The organism is Staphylococcus ratti (genome assembly GCF_020883535.1).
Taxonomy (GTDB): Bacteria; Bacillota; Bacilli; order Staphylococcales; family Staphylococcaceae; genus Staphylococcus; species Staphylococcus ratti.
Genome location: NZ_CP086654.1, coordinates 918,158 through 942,478 on the forward strand (window position 1 = coordinate 918,158; position 24,321 = coordinate 942,478).

The 24,321-nt window shown below is 33.2% G+C and carries 28 protein-coding genes, 8 tRNA genes, 3 pseudogenes and 1 riboswitch; of the genes and pseudogenes, 23 read left to right on the top strand and 16 right to left on the bottom strand.

Translation table 11 applies throughout. The features are described from left to right. The first annotated feature begins 244 nt into the window (after positions 1-244). The 8 genes from LN051_RS04405 (at position 245) to LN051_RS04440 (ending at position 951) form a co-directional block, all read left to right on the top strand. Positions 245-318, top strand: a tRNA-Met gene (locus LN051_RS04405). 8 nt (positions 319-326) lie between these two features. After that, a tRNA-Asp gene (locus tag LN051_RS04410) sits at positions 327-403 on the top strand. A gap of 9 nt (positions 404-412) precedes the next feature. Then, positions 413-485, top strand: a tRNA-Phe gene (locus tag LN051_RS04415). A 12-nt stretch (positions 486-497) separates the two neighbouring features. Next, a tRNA-His gene (locus tag LN051_RS04420) sits at positions 498-570 on the top strand. Positions 571-583: 13 nt separating this feature from the next. Then, positions 584-657: transfer RNA gene (locus LN051_RS04425), tRNA-Gly, on the top strand. 10 nt (positions 658-667) lie between these two features. Continuing rightward, a tRNA-Asn gene (locus LN051_RS04430) sits at positions 668-742 on the top strand. 1 nt (position 743) lies between these two features. Next, positions 744-815: transfer RNA gene (locus LN051_RS04435), tRNA-Glu, on the top strand. A gap of 47 nt (positions 816-862) precedes the next feature. Beyond that, positions 863-951, top strand: a tRNA-Ser gene (locus LN051_RS04440). Between the two features lie 419 nt (positions 952-1,370). Here the strand turns inward: LN051_RS04440 and LN051_RS04445 are convergent. The 4 genes and pseudogenes from LN051_RS04445 to LN051_RS04460 all read right to left on the bottom strand — a co-directional run bounded on the left by LN051_RS04445 (position 1,371) and on the right by LN051_RS04460 (position 3,056). Then, complete coding sequence (locus LN051_RS04445) at positions 1,371-1,775, bottom strand: hypothetical protein (protein WP_229293353.1); 405 nt, start codon at positions 1,773-1,775, stop codon at positions 1,371-1,373. Positions 1,776-1,866: 91 nt separating this feature from the next. After that, the gene (locus LN051_RS04450; protein ID WP_229293354.1) at positions 1,867-2,298 is read right to left on the bottom strand and encodes a hypothetical protein; all 432 of its coding nucleotides are present in this window, start codon (positions 2,296-2,298) and stop codon (positions 1,867-1,869) included. Positions 2,299-2,311: 13 nt separating this feature from the next. After that, positions 2,312-2,775, bottom strand: a pseudogene (locus tag LN051_RS04455) (ImmA/IrrE family metallo-endopeptidase). Between the two features lie 12 nt (positions 2,776-2,787). Further along, positions 2,788-3,056, bottom strand: a pseudogene (locus LN051_RS04460) (helix-turn-helix domain-containing protein). A 730-nt stretch (positions 3,057-3,786) separates the two neighbouring features. On the opposite strand from LN051_RS04460, the gene LN051_RS04465 reads away from it, so the two are divergent. The 4 genes and pseudogenes from LN051_RS04465 to LN051_RS04480 form a co-directional block, all read left to right on the top strand. Continuing rightward, positions 3,787-3,945: a hypothetical protein gene (locus LN051_RS04465; protein ID WP_229293355.1), complete on the top strand. Its 159-nt coding sequence runs from the start codon at positions 3,787-3,789 to the stop codon at positions 3,943-3,945. 175 nt (positions 3,946-4,120) lie between these two features. Next, a complete protein-coding gene (locus tag LN051_RS04470; protein ID WP_229293356.1) occupies positions 4,121-4,309 on the top strand; it encodes a hypothetical protein in 189 nt (62 codons plus the stop codon). Positions 4,310-4,320: 11 nt separating this feature from the next. Beyond that, positions 4,321-4,518 carry a hypothetical protein gene (locus LN051_RS04475; protein ID WP_229293357.1) on the top strand — a complete coding sequence of 66 codons (198 nt, stop codon included), beginning with the start codon at positions 4,321-4,323 and terminating at the stop codon, positions 4,516-4,518. Positions 4,519-5,089: 571 nt separating this feature from the next. Continuing rightward, positions 5,090-5,266 (top strand): annotated as a pseudogene (locus tag LN051_RS04480) (hypothetical protein); the annotation flags it as partial. Positions 5,267-5,644: 378 nt separating this feature from the next. On the opposite strand, the gene LN051_RS04485 reads toward LN051_RS04480, so the two are convergent. The 3 genes from LN051_RS04485 to LN051_RS04495 all read right to left on the bottom strand — a co-directional run bounded on the left by LN051_RS04485 (position 5,645) and on the right by LN051_RS04495 (position 7,846). After that, entirely contained in the window at positions 5,645-6,904 is a 1,260-nt protein-coding gene (locus LN051_RS04485) for a Y-family DNA polymerase (RefSeq protein WP_229293359.1), read from the bottom strand. Positions 6,905-6,929: 25 nt separating this feature from the next. Next, positions 6,930-7,349, bottom strand: a complete 420-nt coding sequence (locus tag LN051_RS04490) for a YolD-like family protein (RefSeq protein ID WP_229293360.1) — start codon at positions 7,347-7,349, stop codon at positions 6,930-6,932. Positions 7,350-7,612: 263 nt separating this feature from the next. Further along, a complete protein-coding gene (locus LN051_RS04495) occupies positions 7,613-7,846 on the bottom strand; it encodes a hypothetical protein (protein WP_229293361.1) in 234 nt (77 codons plus the stop codon). A gap of 532 nt (positions 7,847-8,378) precedes the next feature. Here LN051_RS04495 and LN051_RS04500 point away from each other — a divergent pair. Continuing rightward, the gene (locus LN051_RS04500; protein ID WP_229293362.1) at positions 8,379-9,398 is read left to right on the top strand and encodes a DUF418 domain-containing protein; all 1,020 of its coding nucleotides are present in this window, start codon (positions 8,379-8,381) and stop codon (positions 9,396-9,398) included. A 147-nt stretch (positions 9,399-9,545) separates the two neighbouring features. On the opposite strand, the gene LN051_RS04505 is transcribed toward LN051_RS04500, so the two are convergent. Continuing rightward, entirely contained in the window at positions 9,546-9,689 is a 144-nt protein-coding gene (locus tag LN051_RS04505; protein ID WP_229293363.1) for a hypothetical protein, read from the bottom strand. Positions 9,690-9,963: 274 nt separating this feature from the next. On the opposite strand from LN051_RS04505, the gene LN051_RS04510 reads away from it, so the two are divergent. Next, positions 9,964-10,137 carry a hypothetical protein gene (locus LN051_RS04510; RefSeq protein WP_229293364.1) on the top strand — a complete coding sequence of 58 codons (174 nt, stop codon included), beginning with the start codon at positions 9,964-9,966 and terminating at the stop codon, positions 10,135-10,137. A 327-nt stretch (positions 10,138-10,464) separates the two neighbouring features. On the opposite strand, the gene LN051_RS11495 is transcribed toward LN051_RS04510, so the two are convergent. The 3 genes from LN051_RS11495 to LN051_RS04520 form a co-directional block, all read right to left on the bottom strand. Beyond that, positions 10,465-10,527 (bottom strand): epsilon family phenol-soluble modulin, encoded by a 63-nt coding sequence (locus tag LN051_RS11495; RefSeq protein WP_420854005.1) that lies wholly within the window; start codon positions 10,525-10,527, stop codon positions 10,465-10,467. 882 nt (positions 10,528-11,409) lie between these two features. Beyond that, entirely contained in the window at positions 11,410-11,637 is a 228-nt protein-coding gene (locus LN051_RS04515) for a hypothetical protein (RefSeq protein WP_420853991.1), read from the bottom strand. A 184-nt stretch (positions 11,638-11,821) separates the two neighbouring features. Next, positions 11,822-11,983, bottom strand: a complete 162-nt coding sequence (locus tag LN051_RS04520) for a hypothetical protein (RefSeq protein ID WP_229293365.1) — start codon at positions 11,981-11,983, stop codon at positions 11,822-11,824. 1,277 nt (positions 11,984-13,260) lie between these two features. Here LN051_RS04520 and amaP point away from each other — a divergent pair. The 5 genes from amaP (at position 13,261) to menC (ending at position 17,250) form a co-directional block, all read left to right on the top strand. Continuing rightward, a complete protein-coding gene (gene amaP, locus LN051_RS04525) occupies positions 13,261-13,806 on the top strand; it encodes an alkaline shock response membrane anchor protein AmaP (RefSeq protein ID WP_229293366.1) in 546 nt (181 codons plus the stop codon). 12 nt (positions 13,807-13,818) lie between these two features. After that, positions 13,819-14,061: a DUF2273 domain-containing protein gene (locus LN051_RS04530; protein ID WP_229293367.1), complete on the top strand. Its 243-nt coding sequence runs from the start codon at positions 13,819-13,821 to the stop codon at positions 14,059-14,061. 55 nt (positions 14,062-14,116) lie between these two features. Continuing rightward, the gene (locus tag LN051_RS04535; protein WP_229293368.1) at positions 14,117-14,608 is read left to right on the top strand and encodes an Asp23/Gls24 family envelope stress response protein; all 492 of its coding nucleotides are present in this window, start codon (positions 14,117-14,119) and stop codon (positions 14,606-14,608) included. Positions 14,609-14,854: 246 nt separating this feature from the next. Then, complete coding sequence (menE, locus tag LN051_RS04540; protein ID WP_229293369.1) at positions 14,855-16,264, top strand: o-succinylbenzoate--CoA ligase; 1,410 nt, start codon at positions 14,855-14,857, stop codon at positions 16,262-16,264. Beyond that, complete coding sequence (gene menC / locus LN051_RS04545; RefSeq protein WP_229293370.1) at positions 16,261-17,250, top strand: o-succinylbenzoate synthase; 990 nt, start codon at positions 16,261-16,263, stop codon at positions 17,248-17,250. Before menE ends, menC begins: the two co-directional genes overlap by 4 nt. A gap of 3 nt (positions 17,251-17,253) precedes the next feature. Here menC and yidD read toward each other — a convergent pair whose 3' ends face one another. Further along, positions 17,254-17,481 (bottom strand): membrane protein insertion efficiency factor YidD, encoded by a 228-nt coding sequence (yidD, locus tag LN051_RS04550; protein WP_229293371.1) that lies wholly within the window; start codon positions 17,479-17,481, stop codon positions 17,254-17,256. 62 nt (positions 17,482-17,543) lie between these two features. Here yidD and ytkD point away from each other — a divergent pair, with 62 nt between their 5' ends. Both ytkD and LN051_RS04560 read left to right on the top strand, forming a co-directional pair. Further along, the gene (ytkD, locus tag LN051_RS04555; RefSeq protein ID WP_229293372.1) at positions 17,544-18,008 is read left to right on the top strand and encodes an RNA deprotection pyrophosphohydrolase; all 465 of its coding nucleotides are present in this window, start codon (positions 17,544-17,546) and stop codon (positions 18,006-18,008) included. Next, positions 17,995-18,783, top strand: coding sequence for an alpha/beta hydrolase family protein (locus tag LN051_RS04560; protein ID WP_229293373.1), 789 nt, complete (start codon positions 17,995-17,997; stop codon positions 18,781-18,783). The genes ytkD and LN051_RS04560 overlap by 14 nt, the downstream gene beginning before the upstream one ends. 38 nt (positions 18,784-18,821) lie before the next feature. Here LN051_RS04560 and pckA read toward each other — a convergent pair whose 3' ends face one another. Then, on the bottom strand, positions 18,822-20,402 hold the full coding sequence (pckA, locus tag LN051_RS04565) for a phosphoenolpyruvate carboxykinase (ATP) (protein WP_229293374.1): 1,581 nt from the start codon (positions 20,400-20,402) through the stop codon (positions 18,822-18,824). A 231-nt stretch (positions 20,403-20,633) separates the two neighbouring features. Continuing rightward, positions 20,634-20,745: riboswitch (SAM riboswitch) on the top strand. Positions 20,746-20,854: 109 nt separating this feature from the next. Between pckA and metK the strand changes: the two genes are divergently transcribed. Next, positions 20,855-22,054: a methionine adenosyltransferase gene (gene metK, locus LN051_RS04570; RefSeq protein WP_229293375.1), complete on the top strand. Its 1,200-nt coding sequence runs from the start codon at positions 20,855-20,857 to the stop codon at positions 22,052-22,054. An 88-nt stretch (positions 22,055-22,142) separates the two neighbouring features. Continuing rightward, entirely contained in the window at positions 22,143-23,051 is a 909-nt protein-coding gene (locus tag LN051_RS04575; protein WP_229293376.1) for a nuclease-related domain-containing protein, read from the top strand. A 131-nt stretch (positions 23,052-23,182) separates the two neighbouring features. Here the strand turns inward: LN051_RS04575 and LN051_RS04580 are convergent, their stop codons facing one another. From LN051_RS04580 to LN051_RS04590, 3 genes are read right to left on the bottom strand one after another with little or no spacing between them, the layout of a single operon-like run. Continuing rightward, complete coding sequence (locus LN051_RS04580; RefSeq protein ID WP_229293377.1) at positions 23,183-23,545, bottom strand: fluoride efflux transporter FluC; 363 nt, start codon at positions 23,543-23,545, stop codon at positions 23,183-23,185. Beyond that, positions 23,542-23,907, bottom strand: a complete 366-nt coding sequence (crcB, locus tag LN051_RS04585) for a fluoride efflux transporter CrcB (RefSeq protein WP_229293378.1) — start codon at positions 23,905-23,907, stop codon at positions 23,542-23,544. The genes LN051_RS04580 and crcB overlap by 4 nt, the downstream gene beginning before the upstream one ends. 12 nt (positions 23,908-23,919) lie before the next feature. Then, positions 23,920-24,222, bottom strand: a complete 303-nt coding sequence (locus tag LN051_RS04590) for a hypothetical protein (RefSeq protein ID WP_229293379.1) — start codon at positions 24,220-24,222, stop codon at positions 23,920-23,922. Between the last annotated feature and the right edge of the window lie 99 nt (positions 24,223-24,321).

Below are 24,321 nucleotides of genomic sequence, written 5' to 3' on the forward strand. Positions count from 1 at the left end.
TCTTTGTGAAAAAGCGTTGACCTTTTAAAGAACTAAATATATACTAAGAAAGTCTTAAGCGTTCAAACGCAGTAAGGCTTAGGTCAACCGATTAAGGTAAGGGTTTGAAGCAATGGTACGAATTGAAAAATTGCAAAAGACACCATTTATTTTCCTTAACAATTTTAAAATAAATTTAAAAAAACGTTGACATTCATTACGAAAATTGGTACTATTAAAAGGTAGCCGATTTTAATAATATTACCGCGGGATGGAGCAGTTCGGTAGCTCGTCGGGCTCATAACCCGAAGGTCGGTGGTTCAAATCCGCCTCCCGCAATAGTTTTAGGTCCCGTAGTGGAGCGGTTTAACACGCCTGCCTGTCACGCAGGAGATCGCGGGTTCGATTCCCGTCGGGACCGCCATTATAATATGGTTCAGTAGCTCAGTCGGTAGAGCAAAGGACTGAAAATCCTTGTGTCGGCGGTTCGATTCCGTCCTGAACCACTTTCAATCACGGCGGTTGTGGCGAAGTGGTTAACGCATCGGATTGTGGTTCCGACATTCGTGGGTTCGATTCCCATCAGCCGCCCTTATCGTGAAATGCGGGTGTAGTTTAATGGCAAAACCTCAGCCTTCCAAGCTGATGTTGTGGGTTCGATTCCCATCACCCGCTCCATTTTTATTAATCCACAGTAGCTCAGTGGTAGAGCTATCGGCTGTTAACCGATCGGTCGTAGGTTCGAGTCCTACCTGTGGAGCCACGGCCCCTTGGTCAAGCGGTTAAGACACCGCCCTTTCACGGCGGTAACACGGGTTCGAGTCCCGTAGGGGTCATCAAATCAGAAGTGAAACATCGCTTCTGATTTTTTATTTTATATTTTGGAGAGTTGTCCGAGTTGGCCGAAGGAGCACGCCTGGAAAGTGTGTAGGCGCCACAAGCGTCTCGAGGGTTCGAATCCCTCACTCTCCGTTTTTTTGAAAGTATCTGTTAATATTTGATAAGTTAAATTGCTAAGAAACGTTGATATTACGGCGTTTCTTTTTATTTTTGTAAATAACTGTAAATATTCGTTTCTTTTTATTTTGGCCACATCATGGTCACGAAAAGTGATTTTTTATCTCAAATAGATTTCTGGTCACAAGCTGTGACCAAGTTTCTTTGAATCACATGCTACGCAAGGCTTTCAATGTTTTGTTTTCTTCTTCACTTTTTCTTTCTTCTAATAAATGACTATACGTCGATAGGGTGGTAGTATTGTCTGCATGTCCTATCCATTCCTTCTCAAAAAAAGTAAAAAATAATAAGGGTACGGTGAGGTACCCATTAAAATGTATTTATTAATAGTGGTGGAAAATTTGTGAGAATGCTTACACTTTTGTGATTGCTTTTTAATTTGTCACTTCGGCGCCGGGTTCTATTCCATTTTCAATCTGTTCTTTTTGGCCTTGTTTATATTTTTCGTATTCAGCTTGTTGTTCTTGTTCAGTCCAACCTGGCGATACAACATGATCATCATTTAGATTAGTATTTGCTTGATTATCATTTGGTTGTTGAACAGGTTGATTTTGTAAATTTTGCTGTTGATTATTTTGTGTATTATATTCTTGCGTATTCTCATTATTTACTTCATTAGACTTCTCATTTTGTTCATTATTTTCATTTGATCGTTTCTTATTTTTATCTTTTTGTTCTTGTTTTGGTTCACTTTTTTTATCGTCTTTCTTGTTTTCGTCATTTCCACATGCGCTCAAAATAAACAAACATGCAATTAAGGTAAATAAAACTTTTTTCATAATAAAAACTCCTTTATAATTTTATAAAAGGGGGGGGAGGAACGCCTCATATAATTGATGCTAATTTTAACCCTTCAGATTCTGATGATCTTTACTGTTGTTCTATTATAGCTGCTTCTTCTTCAGGGGGAAGCGCTTCACCGACTTCGCTTTCATTAATGTTTCTGTTTTCCTCTAATATTCTTTCGACTTCATCATAATCAATCATTCCTACATCACCATTAGGAATACCTGTATAACCTTCTTTCTTTGCAACTTCTGCGTTAGCACGCATTTGTTCTTCGTAAGTGATCTCTTGTTGAGGTGATTGTTGCTGTTCTGTTTGTACACTTGATGGCTCTTCATTTGTAACTTTTTGTTCGACTTCGTTTTCTTTTGCATTTTGTTTTAGCTTATTTTTTTCGACTTTCTTTCCTTTTGATTTAGTTTCTTTTTTAGTTTCTTCTTTTTTATCATCATCTCCACACGCTGATAGTAATAAAGCCGATGATAATAAAACTGTAATTATTTTTTTAAAATTCACTTTTTTCATCCCCTTAATTAATATTTTTATATTTAAAAACTCTCAGTAGTTCAAATTGTATTAAATAGTCACCACTAAAAGTACTTAAACCGTATTTACGTTTATAAAGTTCAATACAATCTAGTACGTGACCTTCTGTAACTTCAAAAAATTAGCAAGCTCATACAAATTATGTATACCATTCATAAAAGCATCAATTATACCCTCTAAAGGTATTGAAGTTTCATAAGAATGCCGTCTTGCGTAGTTTTTGAATTTCCCATTATTAAATTGAGAGAGGTCAACTATATTGCCTTGAATCAATTTGTGATGTGCAAGTTCTTCGAAAAGACTTTAAGTTTTTTGTCTTTCTGGTAAATCACGTTTTATTAAAATTAAATCACCTAACCAAACTCCTTGTAAATCCTCTGGGAGTATGTCCGACTCTCTCACTTCGATATAATCATGTTGTGCTAAAGTTTCTTCATATAATCCCATTCCAAACACCCTTTATTTGCGTTTGCTTCTAATAAAATCTGCTTTATCTAAAACACGTGGCCACTCTTCGTCAGTTAATTCACCTTCAAGATGAGCTACACGATGCTGTGGTTGTGCGTATTGTTCACTTTTTTCAAAATCAAGTAAATATTCCGTACTGATACCAAGAGCTTTTGCAAAATCTTCGCACGGTTTAAAGGGAACTCTCTAGTTGAGTTTAAATAACGTTATCCAGCAGATATAGCAACTCCTACATGACGAGCTAAATCACTAAGTGACATATTTCATTCTCTCAATGTTGTCTCAATTATTGTGATGATTTTTCACGCTCTAGTATCTCAGAACTCAATAATTATTCTTAATTGTGAACAATTAGATTATAACGATGTTTTTGCAATAGTACAATATATGAGTAGAAACCTTTTTTGGAGGAAATATACTTATCTAAACTAACTCTTCTTTATAAGTCCGATATAACGATTAATAATAATGCAGTTGATTTAGTAATTAATAAATTTATTCAAAGTAAAATCTACAAGGTTGGGATGGTGGCTAATAGTTATGTATTCGCGTCTAATGATATTGAAAGAATCGCAGTAACACCTAGTGAATTCTAGTGTGAAGTTAAGATTGTCGAAATTTTTAATTTGTACGATGAGGCAGTTAAATATGATGTGAAGAATAATTTGTTTGGTGCTTTAAAAACAATAGGTGAACAAATTATTAGTACAGTTAAATAGGATTATCTAGACACTTTTGGTGGATTAGTTTTAAATAATAAGTACTAGGTTTAATGAAAACGTGCGTTTATTTCATTGTTTGTAATACTGAAGATAAAGCTGAAAAATTAAGAACGAGAAGTAGCAAATGGATATAGTAAAGATTAGGGGGGAGAACTATTATATTTACGAAGTTTCATTAAGCGTTCTATAATCCAATTTAAAGATAAATTTAAAATTATTTATTAGTATGTTAAATTAAATAATAGGGTATATGTTTGAGAGAGAATAGATGCGCATGAAGAAATTTTCTAAAATTATAGCATTATTATCATCTGTAATTGTATCAGAAGTAGTGTTAGTGTATGGAGGTCAGGTTAATGCGGCTACGATTTCTCAAAAACAATTTGAAAATGAACAACAAGAGTATATAAAATTCAAAGAAGCATAGATTAAAGCAATTGAAACCACACCTTCTAGTGAATTTATAGACCCGCCTGTTAAAGAAAAATATAAGAAAAACAGAAGAATGAGGAAAATTACTTTAACAGCAAAAGCTGCTGCTAAAGCTATGCAAGCGCTTATGAAAAAATGGCTAGAGCTGCATGGGATGCTGTTGTAAAAAAGTGGAAAACTCGACTGGAACGGAATTAGTCATGTTTCATTATGCTAAAGTGACTCAGATTATAAATTTACTCGCTAATTCTCAAGAAAAAGCACAAACCGCTATTAGCAAAATTTTAGTTAATAAGTTTGGGTTCAATCAAAATGTGGCTAATGCGGTAGCCTATACTTTTGTACTTATCGTTTTATAAAGGAGATTTTTATGGAAAAACAAAAACATAACATGCCTAAATCTCAACAGGTTTTACTAGCTATTATTATCGTTTTATTCATATTAGAAGTTTTACTGACTGTTTTTTTCGTTACTTTTAGCTCTCCTATATATAAAGGAGTAAGTATAATTAATGGTATATTAATTACTATATTTTTAGTTAGACAAATAAAAAGAAAAGGGCTTTAGTAGCGATAATTACACATACTAGTTACTCTTATCCTAATCATTTTTAGTGAACACGTAGACTTGTGTATGCTGGATTCAATTTCTACAAGCATAAAGGCGTTTAATCTTCCTCGGATGCACAACGGTTTGTACTCTTTTTAGGTTACAATAAAAATAGAAATAACGAGTGTACTCGGGGTTAACTGTTGCGACGGTTGGCTCTTTTTCTATGAAAAAAATAAAAAGAATGAGGAAATGAGTTGTTTCGTACGGCTAATCGTTCTGTAATAAGGTATACTAGTTGAGAGGGGGGGAAGGTGTTAGAAACGCTTAAGACAATAGCAAAAATCGTCTTTTATGTAGTGTCCACACTGGCAATTGTAAAAACACTAATAAAAGACGATAAGTAGTGAAACAAAGCCTAAAAGGGATTGTCTACCGCAACTCTAACACTAAAATTATATGAAAACAATTTACATTATTTTAATTTTGCTCATTTGGCTTAATCTGTTTTTCGGAAATAACATAAGTAATAGTGTTGTAACTTTACTTACTACATTGGTGTTAATAAAAATTTACAAGGGCGATAAAAATGAACGAAATAAGTAACATAATAGAATCTATTGAACGTTTATTAAAAAATAATACGCCTTACAATATATCCAAAAATTCAGGGTTGCCAAGGCAAACTGTGACAGATTTAAAAAATGGTAATACAAACATTAGAGATGCAAGATTTCGCACTATAGAAAAATTATACTATTCCCAATATTTGGGGTCAGCTCAAAAATGGTCGCTTTCTTATTGGGCATGTCAAAATAGTTTGGTTTCGTTGGCCATAGATAGAAAGTAATAAACATCTCTCAATGCTGTTCTGATATTTTTATGGCCTAATCGTTTGAAATGTAATGTATCGACACGCCGTTGTGTAGTAAATGGGAGTAATGCTTATGGCGAATGGCGTAGAGTGTGATTTTCCAAGTTTGTGTTCTAAACAAAATTCTTGTAATAATTTTGTTATTGGGTTATGTGATTAAAGTTGTGCCTACATGGAACATATCGCTATTTATATTAATGGGCATTTGGTCAGTTGGATTATATTTATTAATTGAACTTATATACATGTATGTCTAGATCAAGTTAAAGACTAGGATTTATGACCTGCAATGAGGTCCTTCCTTTCTTTTATTGTACCTGATTGTGTCAGGCTAGAAGCCTTCATTACTATATCTTTACCGTATTTCGTTTTAACTGCATCTAAAGCGAAATCAATCATTTCTGTTTTTTGTTCTCTTTCGTCTTTAAAAAGCTCCAATTGTTTGATAGAGTTGCTTTTAAAATTAGTAAAATGAATACCTATAGTTCTATACAACCTATCAAATTCTAATCTTTCTTTTAAATAACCCCACAATATGTCAATAACAGCAGTGGTAGATTTAAATCCATTTTTGTTAGTGAATTGCTTTCTAATACCTCCAGAATCTGCATAACCTACATTAACAGATACTGTAGTGGGGAAGAGGCCTTTTTTCCTTGTCCTATAATATACATCATCAACTTGTTCTATCAATACTGTTTTTAATTCAGTTAATTTATAGTCTCTTATCAAAATTTGACTTTTACCTAGTCCTTTATTTTTAGTTTTATGCGGTTTTCTTATCAAGCTCTCATCTATACCATTGGCATGCAAATGTAAATCAAGTCCAATAATTCCAAAATCTCTTTTTAAGTATTCGTATGGATAATGAGCCAGTTGATTGATATTAAAAATGCCGCGCTTATTTAACTTTTGGGCTGTCCGTTTATTGATCCCCCACATATCAGTAAGGTTATCAATAGCCCATAAGGTATTAGGTACATCCTCATAGCGCCATTCTGCTATAGCAGTTTTCGTTTTTTTGGCTTCAATATCCATAGATACTTTAGCGAGGAGCATGTTAGACCCTATGCCAATTGTACTTTTAATACCAGTGTGATTAAATATTTGGTTCTGCAATAATTCCGCAAATTCAAAAGGTGTTTTTGCAAATAGATGATAGGATTCAGTTATATCCATAAAAAACTCATCGATGCTGTACTGAAGAAAATCTACGTGTGGCAAATACTGTAAAGCGATTTTGGTTATTTCGTTAGAAACTTTTATATAGGTCATCATTTTAGGGTTTGTGATATAAATGTCGCTTCTATGAGGTATTTCATACAATCGGGACCCTGTTTTTATTCCTAATTTTTTTAGTTCAGGAGTGGCTGCAAGTACAACAGATCCTTGTCTTTTTGTATCTGCTACCACAGCTAGTTTAACTTTTAGAGGATCTAAATTATTAAGTTTACATGATATACTCGCAAAAAAGCTCTGTAAATCAACACATATTATATCTCTATCTTCACAATAATGATAATCGTACATATGTCTCACAACCTTGAATAATCTATTAATTGATTTCTATAATGCTTTTCAAATCAATCGCCAAGAATTCATTTTTACTATAATTAGTCACTTCTAAAATTCCCTCTAACTTATTAACACTTTTCATATAGCATTTAATAGAAAAGATATGTCCATTTTTCCAATAAGTGATTTCTGCACGCTTATTTCCGTTCAATTTAAGAGATAGTTGGTCATTAAGAAATTCTAAGTGATCGTTGTCTAGCGATGGCATAGCAATTTTATTTTGAGCTTTAATATATTCAGAAATATTCTCAAATTGTTCAGGAATAGACATAAAAGGCTGCCACTTTATACTTCCTCTTCCTTTAGGAATACTTGAGTTTAAGTACTTTCTAGGTATTTTTCTATAATCTGCTTCATACGCAAAAATTTCAGGCATATCAGGGTTAATTATTTTCTTCATCAAAAACACCTCTACACAATTATAGAACGTATGTTCGGTTTTGTAAACAAGAAAAAAGAGCGAACGTGAACGCTCTTTTTTTATTCCGAAACCTCCAATATCTTACAATTAACCCATACATTCATTTCTGTAGAGGTGGAGGAAGCGGTAGTTTCTATTCATAATTATCATGATTATTTGAATTCATATTGGTCATTTACCAAATTTCATGAGCCTTCTGTTCTTATTGGGTACGATAGACACCGTTATTGACATATATTAAACTATTCATCGTCTTCTAATAAGTCGGTTACATTAACAATAATCTCTTTTGTAGTAGGGTTAATAGTAGCATCTTGGTCATAACCTAGAGATTTGACTTGGATGGTATCATTTTCAAATTTTAATGCTATTTCAACGTGTTGGTATCCATGTAAAATTAATAAAGTATCGTCGCTAGCTACAACATTATGAGTACCTTTTCCATTAATAGTAATTTTCCAATCTTTAAATTTCATTTTAGATCTCTCCTTTGAATAAATTTATATTTAAGCACCACGAGGGCTTAAAAAACGAAAAATTATAGTCGAGTCATTTCTTCTTTCTATCATCAAATTCTTCTTGAATTATTGCGTCAGTATTTGATAATTTTAAGAGACGCTAATTCGTTATTTGTAGAAGCAGAACTTTGCTTAAACTTTGGAATGTCAATGCCACTTGATTTTTTTACGATTTAAAATTAGTAAAACAAGTGATTTCGTCGCCTTTAACTCTTTTATACTTGGACAAAAGCAATTGGGTTGTCCATAAATTTTCACTCAATACAAATATACTTAATTGATCTGCTACCATCTTCTCATTTTTTCTCAAAAAGTAAAAATAATAAAGGGATGTTTTACTATTATTTCCATAATATTAGAGTTACTTGGTTTGATTCTAAATGTTGTATATCTCACTTTTGTATTTAAATATTTCCTACATAAGTCTGATAGACATAATAATGTTTATTGAATAAACTGTTTTAGGAATTATAAAAAAGGACGTGAAGGAATGGAAGACATAAATAGGCGTATTGACACGCTAGACTATTTGCGAGGTTTTGCATTATTAGGTATTATTCTCGTTAATGTAATAGGAATAAGATTTATTAGTGTAGAGCCAGCTAATATTGGTATAGAAGGGCTTTATGCTAGCTTTTTATCAATATTTGTGGAAAGTAAATTTTTTGCTATCTTCTCTACTTTGTTTGGGATAGGTTTTTACATCTTTATGGAAAGGGCAAAATTAAAAGCCCAAAATAAATATGTTTTATATTTACGTAGATTACTAGTGTTATTTGTTTTTGGTATATTACATGCTTTACTACAACCTGGTGAAGCCTTAACGATATACGCGGTTGTTGGTCTGCTGTTATTAATTTTTATACATCTAAAAAAAGAAATCAATTTATTGATTGGTATGGGCCTATTAATTGCTGTTATAGGACTAGATGCAAAAGTTTTGTTCGTTATACCATACTTTATTCTAGGACTCACGATAGCTCAATATGGACTCATCTATAAATTAAACACTAATTTAAAAAAGTGGAAAATAGCTTGGATGATTTCTTTGATTTTGACAATCGTAAGCTTGGTTTTATTAATTGTGTTTTTCGCACATCCAAACTACGTTATTGCTGAACATGCGGGTATTTATGAAGAATACGTTCAAAAACGCATATTATTTGATCATGTAATAACCATGACTTCTCCATTTATCGCTAGTTTTTATATATTAACGATTATATTGCTAGTACAAAACGAATTTGGACGTAAAGTATTAGCGCCATTAAAATATTACGGACGTATGGCTTTAACAAATTATATATGCCAAACGCTTTTCATTTTAGGATTTGTGAAATTGATTTTTAACGGTAATATTACAATGTTAAATTCACTGTTTATGTGCTTAGTAATCTATGGCATTCAAATTATTTTCAGTATGCTATGGCTGAAGCATTTCAAATATGGTCCTTTAGAATACATTTGGAGAACAGCGACTTACTTGAAAGTTATGCCACTTAAGCGTTAAATCAAGCTAACTTAGTTAAATATATGACATTATAAAATTTTTGGCTATATCAAAATAACCACCCATGTATGCATTGCTCTCCCGAAGTTGTAACGAAATACAATTTTAGAGGCGTAGCACATGTATGGGTGGTTTTTATATAAAGCATTACCATGGATTTTTATACCATTCTAAACCTCTTTCAATCCACATAATAAAATAAGTAAATGTTGAATCGGCAAAGATGAGAGGATAAGCAAGTGTTTCGCCATCGTACCAGTATCCCATATCAATGATAAATCTATTACTCATAACAAACCCTCCTTAAATAATTATTATCTAGAACGCTTAAACTATTGCCAGCTTTATTATCAAATCCACTATTGATTTAAAGTACTGCGAAGAAGTAGATAAAGTATTTTTTCATATATTTTAAAATCAGTTTGTTTTTTATGATTTAGCATACGTCGTGATGTGCGTTATTGTTTTAGAAAGTTAATATTAACTTATCACAATATTTTACAACATTTTGTGGAGGTTTACGAAAAAAGACTTTTTATGACGCGATTCGATAAAAGGCATTATAATGGCAAAGGTAAATAGTATTTTAGTCAAATTAATGAAAGAAAAGGGAATGCAAATGCCAGTTTTAAGCTTTATCAATCTGTGTGAAACGTGGTTAGAAATGAAAGAACTCAATTTTGTTAGTCCCCTTAAAATATTTATTGCTATGCGATCAAATGAAATAGGGGAAAGATAACTCTATATTTTCCCCTTAAAAGTATTACTTGTTCTTTTTAAAATACATTAAAGTAATGATAATGGCATATACAAAAAGGAATATCATTATGAACATTGCCATAAAATCACCTGCTCCTTATTTGAGATAAAGTGTGTTTCAACGCTATATCCGAATGCTTAAGTGTCAAAATAACAGCTAATACGATATTTACTTTATATTACTAATCCAATTTTCTAATATTACTAGCAAGTAAGATATTTACACTTAAATAATACACGATTAGAAGACAAATAAAAAACGGTTAGTGAGAGAGTCTCACTAACCGCCAAACACACACCTAGCTAATTATTTTTTGAATAAGCCTTTGAAGAATTCGATAGCTTTTTTGATTAATTCGATGATAAACATTGTTTTCACCTCCAATTAGTAGTTAAGTACAGTATAAGGTATCAATTTCTAATAATGTGAAAGAGTGCCTAAGTCCATGTTATTCGTTCTTAAGTGTGAACAAATACAAAAAATTTACCACTAATTTGACATAAAATGTACACATAATACAGTTAGGAATACTTAACTGTACTTGTTTATTAATAGAACGAATCAATAGAGGGTAAAATGTAATTTTGAGTGTATATTTGATGTTCGGTGAATAATAAGATGAGAAATTAATGTCTCGGAAAGTGAGAACCTATCTAAGATGTCAAGGTTTGGGAGTCATTTGGAATATAAAGTGACTAACAGTAGAGAGGGAATACGGGAAGTTTAATTTGGCTGAAGGTAAAGAGAGGATTCTGAAATAAGATAAAAGGTGAAATAAAGTATTGGGATACAAATTGTTTTGATTGTGCTACAATTTACATATGACATCATTTTAAGGAGACATCTATGTATATCAATTATTGGAAGAACACTTTTAATTACACAGGCGTATCTAAGCCATCTCATTTTGCATTTAATATATTAATCAATGTGGTTATTGTCATTTTGATAAATTTATCGGGTTTTCTCGTGCCATTTCAGATGGAAAATTTAATAGTAAATATTAGTCTTATAGTTCAATTTTTAATGATTTTCCCTACACTTTCTATGTTAGTGAGGGTGATCAGGTACTTTAAAAATAAATAATGAACGCGTATTTCAATAAGATTGCTTTGAGTTGTGTTCATTAGCAACTCAATATGAGTTTCAGATATCTCAATAAACAATTTAAGGAGTTGGACGTTTCGATGTCCAGCTCCTTTTTTCATAGGTAGTAAAGCGTCATATCATGCTAAATTCCATTGTCTTTGATTACTCACTAAAATCATGAATCACTAATTTAAGTTCTTTATTGTCGGCATTAATATAAAAATCTGTGCTGTAGTTAATGTGGTTGATTTTCAAATCACCATCTACATATTTAACAGCTAACGCAACATCATTATCGCGATCTATCACGACGAGTGTTGTTTCATTTGTTGTGATTTCATAATTATCCTTGCAGTTAACGATGATTTCCCATCCATTAAATTGCATCACGTCATTCCTCCTTTTAACACTTTTTAAATATTCATTTAAAGCTTTGAAAATTAGAAAAGCTAAACACCGATTGCAAAGCTTACGTGGATTTTAACAGTTTTTCGAGTAATTTATTATTGCTGTTACTAGAGTATGATTGTAACAAAAGAAATAAAAATTGAAAAACCATATACAAATCGGCGCATTAATCTTCTATACCTAATAATAGATTTTTAAATTCGTTTTTACTCATTTTCTTTAAGTCTTGTTCAGTAATTTTCTTGCTCACATGCGGGAAGCTATTGATTCGTTTAATAATTTCGTTCATAGTCCAACCTGTTTCATTGATTAAATCCTTGTTGTTCATAAAATTACCTCCGAAGTCTCTAAATATTAGTAAGTGTCATTAAGACGATATAGATATGCCATCAAAGGAAGATAAATAGGATTGTGTCTTTTATATTATTAATCATAGTAACATAAATTTTATATTTATTGTATTTTATATGTTAAAGAAAATAGATTTTAAGCATTAGAATAGGAATAATACATGAGCTTGTCATTTAAAAATCACTTAAATCTTAATATGTATTATGAAAAGTGATTTTTAAATATGTAGCGCAAAAGTCATAAAACAGTGCTAGTGTAAAATGTTAATACGCTAACCCATTTCAATTCAGTATTTAACGATAAGATAAGCGAACGAACCAGCATAATACTATTGGTGCGTATGATTATAGTTTTATGAAAAAATAAAAGACTGAATTGGTATATTAATGTAAACACAAGTTAATTGGAACGCTTGTTCAAACTCATATTATGCTTGATTTGATTCATACACATTTATATTTTGATATCGTTTAAGCACGTGCGCTTCAAGAATTGAAAGTAAATGACAAGTGAGGGGGAAGCGTTCGTTAAAAGTTCCCTCATAATAATCTTGCTTCCTTTATAGTAGGTTAAAAACGATTACTCACAAGTGCTTCGGACTGAATGGTATTTCCAGATAAAATAGCTAAAAACAATAAAATACAAGTAATCACTTTCTCCATTTTAAACGCCCTTTAATGAATATGAATCGTTAAGTTATTATTGTATTTTTTATGGTGGTTGATCGAAATAGGTATTTAGTATATAGCTTAAAAGTTTTAGAAAACAATAAAAATTAATCCCCATATATTCCCCCTTATTTTTCTAGATTCAAAAATTCAACTAACAAAAATAGAATCTTTTTCAATCTGAGAAATAGTCCCTATTAAAAAATGAACTATCACTTTGCCATCTGACAATGTTAGTACGCTGGCCATTACAGTAGAAATGTTGGTATAAATAAAGTCCCTTTGTGTCTAACACATTCGTATAATACGTATATTTTATATTATAATATATTTATAGTTATATTGGCATGTGAAAGGCATTCTCTTTTAAAGGAATTAACGAGAGGTGCCTTTAAATGATAAAATGCTGATTTTTACATCCATGAGGGGAGTAGTTACTTTTGGCGAGTGAGGAAAGGACAAATTTTAAATGAAGTCTTCTTAAAAAAGTATCTTTTATCGAATGAAATGTAACTGTAGAGGTTTTCAGTATAAATATATGGGTAAACTAAAATGACTTAAATATTATTAGGAGGTGAGCTTAATAATGAAAAGACTTAAAAATTTCATTTTAGGATTGCTAATTGTAGTTATTGTAGGCTTTTTATTATTTATGTACATAGACCATCAGTCTATTAAACAATATCAAGATTATTTCTACCAATTTAATTGGTTCCAACCATTGTTAATAGGATTATCAGGATTGCTGATTTTAATTGGTTTAATCTTGTTTTTCAGTACATTTAAGCCGACGCACCGTAAACCAGGATTGTATAAAGATTATAGCGATGGACACATTTACGTTTCCCGCAAATCAATTGAAAATACGGTTTACGATACGTTAAAAAAATATGATGATATTCGCCAACCAAACGTAATATCAAAATTGTATAACAAGAAAAACGAAAGCTATATCGATATAAAAGCTGATTATTTAGTGCCAACAAGTGCTACAAATATTCAAACACTAAATGAGAAAATTCGTAACGATATTAAAGAAAGTGTGGAACATTTTTCTGAAATACCGGTACGCAAACTTGAAATTAATGTGCGTGATCAACGAAAAAATTCAAATGAGCCACGTGTAGTGTAAAGGAGGGTTTTCATGAGTAATAATGATAATCAACAATCAAACCGAGATGGCGTAGAAAAGCTTGCTGCATTTATTAATAAATATAAATGGCGAATCATTGGCTTTTTTGTATTCTTAATTTTAGCCATTTTATTCATAACACTTGGCTTTTGGAAAACTATCTTAATCGCTTTCTTATGTTTAATCGGTGTAGGTGTAGGGTATATCAAAGACTGTACGCAAGAGTTTATTAATTTTATAAACAGGATTAGCTAGTTTCGGTTAAGATGTTTTAAATTAATTAACAATAAATAACAAGGAGTGTATTTAAATGTCAACTCAAAACAACAATTTCAAACAAGCTTATAATGAACAAACAGGTGTAAACGACAAAGTACGTGAAGAACAAAACGCTAAAAATGAACAACAATTCAAAAATAGCTTAACATTCACAGATGATGTCGTTGAAAAAATTGCTGGTATTGCAGCGCGTGAAGTTAACGGCATTTTAGACATGAAAGGCGGCTTTGTAGATAGCATCAGCGATTCTCTTACAAGTGGCAACAATGTAGCTCAAGGTGTGAGTGCTGAAGTCGGTGAAAAACAAGCAGCTATTGATTTAAAAGTTGTTTTAGAATATGGTGAGTCAGCTCCTAAAATCTTCCGTAAAGTAACTGACATTATTAAAGAACAAGTGAAACACATGACTGGTTTAGATGTAGTTGAAGTGAATATGCAAGTTGATGATGTGATGACTCGTAAAGAGTGGCAACAAAAAAACGACAAAAATAAACAAAACAACGACAACAAAAACTTACAATAATATCCAATAAAAGCTTGCCTTAGGGCGTTAAGAATGAACTGTCGACAAAGTTGAATGCTTTGTCGGCAGTTTTTTGCGTAATAAAAGAGTGAACGGGGAGCGATACTAAGCACGTTTTTAAACAATATCACATAAAATGTATAACAACATGCTAAAATAAATAGGATAAAGCATTGAGCCGTTTTTAAGAGAAACGATACAATAATGCGTATAATAGTAATTGAGATTAGCGTTGGAGGGGATAAAATGGAACATTGGCTTGCGAGACAAGCAAAAAAACATCCAAAACGAGTTGCGATTGAAACAGACGAAAGACAACTCACTTTTGAAACCTTATATGCGCAAGCGATTGAAATAGGAGCAAAACTCAAAACGTTAAATACCTCCCGCCTAGGATTTTATGTTAATAATTCCGTTGAAGCACTTACATGTATTCATGCTTCATGGCTATATGGGATAGAAGTGGTGATGATTAACCATCGTTTAACACTAAGTGAAATAAAACATCAGCTGAATTCCGTAAATGTCACAACGATTGTGGCTACATTATCTCTTGAACTCGATGAGACATTTAATGTGATATCTTATGAATCTATTTCAAATTTAGCGTCATCAGAAAACGTGACAGAATCACCATTTGATGCACAGCGTATTGCATCTATTATGTTCACTTCTGGAACGACGGGTCCGCAAAAAGCTGTGCCGCAACGCTTTTACAATCATGAAGCAAGTGCAAAGGAGTGTAAGGCGTCATTAGGTTTTTCTAGTGATTCTAAATGGCTTACGGTTTTACCGATTTATCATATTTCAGGTTTGAGTATTGTTTTACGAAGTGTATTATTTGGTTTTACCGTTTACTTAAAGGAAAGTTTTGAACCGAATGATATTTTGAACTGTATACAAAACAAACACATTACACATATTTCGTTAGTTCCGCAAACTTTAAAACGTTTGATGGATGCTGGTTTAAATCAACCCTATACGCTTGAAAAAATATTGTTAGGGGGCGCAAAATTAGATCCAACTTTAATTATGGATGCTTTGAACAAAGCGTTGCCAATATACAATTCATTCGGAATGACTGAAACATGTTCCCAATTTTTAACAGCTGCGCCTAATATGTTACGTGATAGACCTGATATTGTAGGCTGTGTGAGTGAAAATCAAGAGATTAAAATTAAGCATCCTAATGATGAAGGTCACGGCGTATTGTTGGTAAAAGGCCACAATGTTATGGATGGTTATCTTTTCCCAAAGCAAGCTAATATGTCAACATTTGATGAAGAAGGGTATTTTAATACTGGAGATATTGCGAGCATTGATCAAGGGTACGTAACGATTTATGATCGCCGTAAAGATTTGATTATTAGTGGTGGAGAAAACATTTATCCTTTTGAAATTGAAACTAAAGCAAAGGCTTTTGAAGGGGTTAAAGATGCGATGTGTGTAGGTATTTTAGATGATACTTGGGGGCAAAGGCCTATTTTATATATTGTAAGTGATCGTGGTGAAATGATAATCCATGATTTAGAACAATACTTACGTCAACATTTAGCAAAATATAAACATCCTAAAACAATTGTTTTAGTTTCATCTTTATCTTATACGAGTACGGGTAAATTACAACGTCAAGTATTAACAGGGGTAGAAAAATGAAATTATTAGAAAGACGATTTTATTTATTCAAGCCTACGTTCAAACAACCGATTACAACAGCGAAAATTTCAATGGTGAATCGGCCCACATTAATTGTAGGACTGAAAGATGACGAAGGAAATGAATGGTTTGGTGAAGCAAACGTATTTGAAACAAATTGGTATTATGAAGAAACAATTGATACTGTAAAAAAGACAATTGACCAATGGTTTTATCAAATTAGAGGCAAAGCTATTACTTCTATGCGTCAGTTAGTCTCTGAACTTGAATTTTTCAATGAGTCACCTGCTGCAAGGGCTACAATTATGATGGCATTGTACCCTTCTTTTCACCGCTTACCTACATTTAAAATTCCACCGGTTCAAACGATTAACGGAGATTTCAATCAAAGGGTTTTACAATTAGATAATGTCGCGAGAATCAAGATAAAATGGTCAAAGGATGTTTTAGCACACGTCCGTATGGTCAGAAAAGTATACCCTGATGTTCCGATAAGTTTGGATGCAAATCAAACATTAGCGAAAAACGATTTTAAAACGTTAGAAGCATTGAGAAAAGAAAATATTTCATATATTGAAGAGCCTTTTCAACAGATAGAATATTTGGATGAAAACATACAGTGGCCGCCTATAGCGCTAGATGAACGTGCAACGTCATTAGACGCAATTGCTTCACTTATAGAAAAATATCCCATTTCGGTTGTAGTGTTAAAACCCTTTCGATTAGGGGGAATTGATCGCACGTTATATATGATGCATCAATTACAAAGTAAGGGTGTTAAAGTCGTGATAGGAGGCATGTATGAAACAGCGCTAAGTAGATATTTTACAGCGATGTTGAGTCGAAGCGGGGATTTTGCAGGAGACGTTACACCACATGGCTATTACTTTGAAGAAGATTTGTGTCAAACATCTGGTCAACTTGATAAAGGAATGTTGTGCTTTGAGCCGCCTAAAGTTGACCGTCGATATTTAACGAAATATTAATTACTATTTATGTTGCTTTTTTAAAGGGACGGGATCAAATCCACCTTTGTGAAAAGGGTGGCATTTTAATATCCGTATTACACCTAATCCCATTCCTTTTAATGCGCCGTGAACCTGGATAGCTTCTATGGTATAGTTTGAACATGTAGGGTAAAATCGACATGAAGGCGGCGTTAAAGGAGAAATAAATTTTTGATAGAATCGAATGGGTGCAATGAAGAGTTGTCTCATAATAATAGCCTCCTTTTAGAGATTTAATTTATTTTAACATATTGAGTAGAGGGGAACAGGTTGTGGAGTTTATTGACCAGAAAAATCAACATGTGACGTTACGCTTTTGTAATGCTAATGATGAACAATCAGGGGACCATGTTCTAGGATTAGCCCATTACGGAAGCCAATTGTTATTTACAAAACATCGACAGCGCGGTATTGAATTTCCAGGTGGCAAATGCGAAGCGAATGAAACAAGTGAAGTTGCACTTGCACGTGAAATTTATGAAGAAACCGGCGGAAAGATCGAAGCGGCGTATTATATAGCACAGTATACAGTCACTACACAAACACGTGTGTTCACTAAAGATGTGTTTGTTTGTTATATCAATGAAATTGAGCCAAAGACAGACTATATGGAAACAGATGGGCCGATTTGTTTTGATTCAATAGACGTTATTCCATCTGATGAAAAAAGCTTTTTACTAGAGGATGAAGCGATTTTAAAATGTGTGGAAAGGATGTATCAGCTTGGATTTCATTAAGCGCAAATTAATGCCTGCAGACCTTCAAACACATAGAGTTGAAGAAGTGACATATAAAGCAGATCAGTTCAATGTTAAGGGATTATGCTTAACGCCATTTCTCCCCGTAAAGAGAATTGTAGTTTACTTGCGTGGAGGCAAAGGACAAGTTGGACGTGTACGTCTCGCTAGAATGTTGCAATTTCTTAATAAAAACACGCTTGTTTTTGCACCTTATTATCGTGGGAACAATGGCAGTGAAGGGCAGGATGATTTTGCGGGTGACGACTTAAATGATGTAACCAGTGCAATGCGTATATTGACAGCGCGTTACCCTCAAGCGTTTATCCATTTTGTTGGATTTTCTAGAGGGGGCATTCAAGGGCTTTTAACGTTTCAAAAAGTGAATGTAGACAGTTACATTATATGGGGTGGCGTTAGCGATTTACGTTTGATGTATGAGGAACGTGTCGATTTAAGAAATATATTAAGACGTATGGTAGGTCATCCAAAGAAAGCTAAAGAAGCCTATCGTCAGCGTGATGCGTTGGCACACATTCAGTCGGATGCGCCACCGATATTGATTGTCCATGGTGGTAAAGATAAGCAAGTAGGTATTCATCAAGCGTATGTTTTAGAAACGCATTTAAAAGAAGTAGGGGCCACGTATAAAACATTTTATCAAATGCAAGAAGGGCATGTCCCTAGGCCACAAGCCATGAAAGACGTTTTAAAGATTATCCAATCGTGGATGGCTAATGTTGAAGCTTATAAAAACAACGAAAAAAAGCTGTGAAGATTTCCAAATGGATTTTACTTCACAGCTTTTTTAAATTAACCTTTGAAACCGCCAGTTTCTTCTAAATGTTGCGTATCTTCTCCAAATTTTTTGAAGTTTTCTTTGAATCTTGAAACTAAATCTTTAGCTTGTGCTTCATAAGCTTTTTTGTCTGTCCAAGCATTAATCGGTTGTAGAATCGTTGTTGGGACATCTTCTACTGCTTTTGGAATGCTTAAACCAAAGATATGATCTTGTTCAAATTCTGTGTCTTTCAATTTTCCACTAATGGCATCATTAACCATTTTACGTGTATAACGCAGTTCGATACGGTTACCTACACCGTATTTTCCTCCAGTCCAACCGGTATTAACTAAGTACACATCGACTTGATGTTTATCGATTAAATCACCAAGTAAATCTGCATACACTTTTGCATTTAACGGCAAAAATGGAGCGCCAAAACATGTTGAGAAAGAAGGTTGTGGTTCAGTAATACCACGTTCTGTACCTGCGAGTTTAGATGTGAAACCACTTAAGAAATGATACATTGCTTGGTCTTTTGATAATTTTGAAATTGGAGGTAATACACCAAAAGCATCTGCAGTTAAGAAAATAATCGTATTTGGGTGAGATGCTTTAGACGGAACAACAATATTTTCAATGTGGTGAATAGGATAGGCTGCACGCGTATTTTCTGTTAACTGATTGTCATCAAAGTCAACATAACCTTGAGCATCTACTACACAGTTTTCAAGAACTGTACCATAACGGATAGCATTGAAAATTTGAGGTTCTTTTTCTTCGGACAATTGAATAGCTTTCGCATAACAACCGCCTTCAATGTTAAACACGCCATTGTCATTCCAACCATGTTCGTCATCGCCGATGAGGCGACGCTCAGGATCAGCCGATAACGTTGTTTTACCTGTTCCAGATAAACCGAAAAATAAAGCGACATCACCTTTATGACCTACGTTGGCTGAACAATGCATGCTCATAATGTCTTGTTTCGGTAATAAATAATTCATTACAGAGAAAATAGATTTTTTCATTTCACCTGCATATTCTGTACCACCGATTAAGACTGTTTTGTGTTTGAATGAAATAATCACAAAAGTTTCAGAGCGAATGCCATCTTTTTCAGGATTTGCTTTAAAAGTTGGTGCAGAAATTACAGTGAAATCAGCTTTGATTTTTGAAGCTTCTTCTTTTGAAGTAGGTTTAATAAATAAATTTTGAGCAAATAAATTATGCCATGCAAACTCATTGACGACAGTTAAATCAAGTTGTGAATCTTTGTCACTACCTGCATAACCATTGAAAACAAATATCTCATCTTTTTTATCTAAATAATCGATGACTTGATAATATAAATTTAAGAATTTTTCTTCAGAAATAGGTTGATTTACTGCTCCCCAGTCAATATCATCTTTAACTTGAGGATTATCTACAATATATTTATCTTTAGGAGAACGACCAGTATATTCCCCAGTTTTAGCATTAATCGCCCCGAGTTCTGTTAATTCAGCTTCGTCTCGTTTTAGTATCTTATTGTAGAGTTCTGTAGTTGTAAGTTGAAAATGAGATGAAGGCTTGTCAATTAATGCGTCAATTTTCTTTGTATTGAATGACATGTTTTATCCCTCCGATAGTTATTTCAGTAATGATAGTTATTTCAATAATGTAAGCCTTTACAATTCAAGAGTATAACACAATGGATAAATAATCCATACCGAAATTAGGTGATTTTGATAGAAAAATAGTAAAATAATTAGGTTGAGGAATCGTTTTTATATTTGTGTAACATGAGTTAGAAAGAGAATTGACACTACTTATAAATTTAGGTAATATGAGACTAACGGATTCTCTTATCCTGAGTGGTGGAGGGACATGGACCCAGTGAAACCCAGCAACCTCTTCTTTAATGAAGAAAGGTGCCAAACCGTTTGCAGACTGATATTGTCTGAACGATAAGAGCGAATGGACGTTTAGAGCCTTCTCTCTATGTTTATAGTGTGAGAGGCTCTTTTTTTATTAGCTCAGAAAAAGAGAGAACTTCGTAATATAAAATTTAAAGGAGCTTATTATGACTTACAATAGAAGATTATTTACATCAGAATCAGTGACTGAAGGCCACCCAGATAAAATTGCAGATCAAATTTCTGATGCAATTCTAGATGAGATACTAAAAGGTGACAAAAGTGCACGAGTGGCTTGTGAAACAACTGTAACGACTGGAATGGCATTAATTGCTGGGGAAATCTCAACTTCGACGTATGTCGACATTCCAAAAGTTGTACGCGAAACAGTTAAAGAGATTGGTTACACACGTGCAAAATATGGCTATGACTACAAAACGATGTCTGTTTTAACTGCGATTGACGAACAATCACCAGATATTGCCCAAGGTGTAGATCGTGCATTAGAATATCGTGATGACGATAATGATGAAGCATTAAATACTGGTGCAGGGGACCAAGGGTTAATGTTTGGATATGCAACAGATGAAACAGATACGTATATGCCACTTCCTATAGATTTATCTCATAAGCTAGCGAAACGCTTAACGGAAGTACGTAAAGATGGTACTTTAGAATATTTAAGACCTGACGGTAAAGTACAAGTAACGGTTGAATACGATGAGGAAAATCATCCGAAGCGTATCGATACGATTGTTATTTCGTCACAACACCATGAAGAAATCGAATTAGAAAAAATCCAAGAGGACCTAAAAAAATATGTGATTTATCCAACAGTAGATGCAAATTTAATTGATGAAGATACAAAGTTCTTTATTAATCCTACAGGACGTTTCGTTATTGGTGGACCACAAGGTGATGCTGGTTTAACAGGTCGTAAAATTATAGTGGATACGTACGGCGGTTATGCGCGTCACGGAGGCGGTGCTTTTTCTGGAAAAGATCCTACAAAGGTAGACCGTTCTGCAGCTTATGCGGCGCGTTATGTTGCTAAAAATATCGTTGCAGCTGGTTTAGCTAAAAAATGTGAAGTTCAAATTGCATATGCGATTGGCGTGGCACAGCCAGTATCTATCGCTATTGATACTTTTGGTACCGGACAAGTTTCAGAAGATAGCTTAATTGAAGCAGTGCGTACGCATTTTGATTTACGCCCAGCGGGTATCATTAAAATGTTAGATTTACAACGCCCAATCTATAAGCAAACTGCTGCATATGGACACTTTGGTCGCAATGATATTAATGTACCATGGGAAAAAACGGACAAAATCGACATTTTAAAAGAAGCGGTGGCTTCTCAAAATTAATGTTTTTTCCATAAACACTCGCGATTTTATTAGCTTTTTTATATAATGAATATAATAAAGCAAATGTAGAAAAGGTAGGTAATTGTTAATGTCACAATTGGATCCAATTCAAATTGGGTTAATCGCTGCGAGTGTCCTTGCACTCTTGTTTCTGATTTTATTTTTGTTTGCGTTACGAAGCAAAAAGAAGGTAAAAGAAACATATTCAAGTCAGTATCAATCCAAAAAAGAAAAATTAAATAATGAACATAAAGAAGAGTTAGAAAAAGCACGAATTGAAAAGAAAAAATCAGATACGCGTCATAAGGAACAATATGACACAATGTTATCTTCTAAAAATCGTGAAATTGATGCATTAAAATTATTCTCAAAAAATGATAGCGAATACATTACAGATATGCGTCTTTTAGGCATTCGAGAACGTCTTGTAAAAGAAAAACGTATTCGTCCAGAAGATATGCATATTATGGCTAACATTTTTATGCCAACAAATGATTTAGAAGATATTACGCGTATTAGCCACCTTGTTTTGACACGTACCGGTTTATATATTATTGATTCAGAGCTACTTAAAGGCCATGTTTATCAAGGTGTTACTCAGAATCAATTCAAAGAAAACCCGATGATGGAACAAGTGTTCAAAACATTAGAGTTAGATGCACAAACACCACAAACTGTAGTGCTTGATCAACAAGAAACAAACCGTACATTAACAGTTGTAGATTATACTTCACAACTTGAAGCAGTAGAAAAATTAGCAACGACGTTACAACAAAAATTAAACCTAAAATATGCACCAACAGCGATATTATATTTTAACCCTAGACATGAAGGGGATATTACAATTTCGAATTACGCACCACAAAGTGGTACAAAAGTACTTGTAGGTCCGACACAACTCGACGAATTCTTCAATAAATTTGTTTTCCATGGTAGAATTCAATATGATGTGAATGATTTACAAGCCATTATGACCGAAATAGAAACATTTAATTAATAGACATCGTTAAAAACCGTTACGGATTCCAGTAACGGTTTTTTGTGTACGCTGATCGATAGCTTCAATGCATAGGCGTATATCCTCGAGCGTTCAAATATTACAAGCTATTATTTTAGTAGCATCTCTTTTTAAGGCAAAATGTGTATGAATGCGTATCCTAAAACATAACACGCAAAACACCCTACGTATTGCGCTAGAAAAAGCAGTGAACATTGTCGCCATTTTTTGTTGTTGATTTGTGTGATCAATTCCAATTGTAGTGTGGAAAAGGTTGTAAAACCCCCTAATGTTCCAACTAAAATGAAAAAATAGATGTCACTTTGTGAGATAAGAACAGGGCTAAGCATACCAAAAACAAAACAACCGATACAGTTAATGATTAAAGTGGCGTATGGAAATGAAGGTCGATAGTTTTGATTAATCAGCGTGGTAATTAAACTTCTCAATAAAGCACCTATACCGCCACCGATCATAATATAAACAAGCGTCAAGGACGATCAACTCCTAACTTAAATCCAAGCCCACAACTAATTACGCCAAGCAAAGCGCTAATAAAAACATAAATAAAGCTTGTTAACCATGCTCCAGCTTGAAAGAGTGAAAATATTTCAAATTGTAAAGTTGAAAAAGTTGTTAAAGCACCGAGACATCCTGTTGTAATGGCCTTTTTTAAATAAGGGTATCGATTAAAAATTCGTAAAGAAAGGGGTGTTAAAAACCCCATAAAAAAAGCACCGATAATATTCGCACAAAGCGTGCCTATCGGTAGCTCATACCAGTACGGAAGAAATGATAATTGATAACGCAATAAAGCGCCAACTGCGCCACCTATAAAGATAAAAAGATATTGCATCTTTTTTCACCTCTAAATAATTCCGAATGTTAATAGTGATGTTAAAATATGAATGATAAGAACAATGAATAAAAGCCAAGGTAATAATTTGGCTGCTTTATGAATCCAACTTTTTCTTTCAGGTAAATGTTTAATAGATTTATCCGCGAAAATGATAGCAAATATTAAGACGATAGCATTAACAAAAATACTTACTACGATAATTTTAACAACAGAATTGAAATGTAAATTCAATAACGGATTCATGGAATTTAAATATAAACTAATAAGTAATAATAGAAATGATAAATAAAAGTATTTTTTTGACTTCGACATGTGTATGCCTCCTTATCGATACATATCATATCATATTTTAAACTATTAAAGAAATGGATACTTTCACTTTGTGTAAGCGTAAATATAGCGTAATGTGAA

What these genes read in the sequence shown, in the direction of transcription:
- crcB (WP_229293378.1), bottom strand. Translation starts at nt 23,907, where the DNA reads ATGCAATATCTTTTTATCTTTATAGGTGGCGCAGTTGGCGCTTTATTG.
- menC (WP_229293370.1), top strand. Translation starts at nt 16,261, where the DNA reads ATGAAATTATTAGAAAGACGATTTTATTTATTCAAGCCTACGTTCAAA.
- LN051_RS04590 (WP_229293379.1), bottom strand. Translation starts at nt 24,222, where the DNA reads ATGTCGAAGTCAAAAAAATACTTTTATTTATCATTTCTATTATTACTT.
- pckA (WP_229293374.1), bottom strand. Translation starts at nt 20,402, where the DNA reads ATGTCATTCAATACAAAGAAAATTGACGCATTAATTGACAAGCCTTCA.
- LN051_RS04530 (WP_229293367.1), top strand. Translation starts at nt 13,819, where the DNA reads ATGAGTAATAATGATAATCAACAATCAAACCGAGATGGCGTAGAAAAG.
- LN051_RS04505 (WP_229293363.1), bottom strand. Translation starts at nt 9,689, where the DNA reads ATGAGTAATAGATTTATCATTGATATGGGATACTGGTACGATGGCGAA.
- LN051_RS04495 (WP_229293361.1), bottom strand. Translation starts at nt 7,846, where the DNA reads ATGAAATTTAAAGATTGGAAAATTACTATTAATGGAAAAGGTACTCAT.
- LN051_RS04500 (WP_229293362.1), top strand. Translation starts at nt 8,379, where the DNA reads ATGGAAGACATAAATAGGCGTATTGACACGCTAGACTATTTGCGAGGT.
- LN051_RS04490 (WP_229293360.1), bottom strand. Translation starts at nt 7,349, where the DNA reads ATGAAGAAAATAATTAACCCTGATATGCCTGAAATTTTTGCGTATGAA.
- LN051_RS04465 (WP_229293355.1), top strand. Translation starts at nt 3,787, where the DNA reads ATGCGCATGAAGAAATTTTCTAAAATTATAGCATTATTATCATCTGTA.
- amaP (WP_229293366.1), top strand. Translation starts at nt 13,261, where the DNA reads ATGAAAAGACTTAAAAATTTCATTTTAGGATTGCTAATTGTAGTTATT.
- yidD (WP_229293371.1), bottom strand. Translation starts at nt 17,481, where the DNA reads ATGAGACAACTCTTCATTGCACCCATTCGATTCTATCAAAAATTTATT.
- LN051_RS04485 (WP_229293359.1), bottom strand. Translation starts at nt 6,904, where the DNA reads ATGTACGATTATCATTATTGTGAAGATAGAGATATAATATGTGTTGAT.
- LN051_RS04445 (WP_229293353.1), bottom strand. Translation starts at nt 1,775, where the DNA reads ATGAAAAAAGTTTTATTTACCTTAATTGCATGTTTGTTTATTTTGAGC.
- LN051_RS04510 (WP_229293364.1), top strand. Translation starts at nt 9,964, where the DNA reads ATGGCAAAGGTAAATAGTATTTTAGTCAAATTAATGAAAGAAAAGGGA.
- LN051_RS04575 (WP_229293376.1), top strand. Translation starts at nt 22,143, where the DNA reads ATGTCACAATTGGATCCAATTCAAATTGGGTTAATCGCTGCGAGTGTC.
- metK (WP_229293375.1), top strand. Translation starts at nt 20,855, where the DNA reads ATGACTTACAATAGAAGATTATTTACATCAGAATCAGTGACTGAAGGC.
- menE (WP_229293369.1), top strand. Translation starts at nt 14,855, where the DNA reads ATGGAACATTGGCTTGCGAGACAAGCAAAAAAACATCCAAAACGAGTT.
- LN051_RS04535 (WP_229293368.1), top strand. Translation starts at nt 14,117, where the DNA reads ATGTCAACTCAAAACAACAATTTCAAACAAGCTTATAATGAACAAACA.
- LN051_RS04520 (WP_229293365.1), bottom strand. Translation starts at nt 11,983, where the DNA reads ATGAACAACAAGGATTTAATCAATGAAACAGGTTGGACTATGAACGAA.
- LN051_RS04475 (WP_229293357.1), top strand. Translation starts at nt 4,321, where the DNA reads ATGGAAAAACAAAAACATAACATGCCTAAATCTCAACAGGTTTTACTA.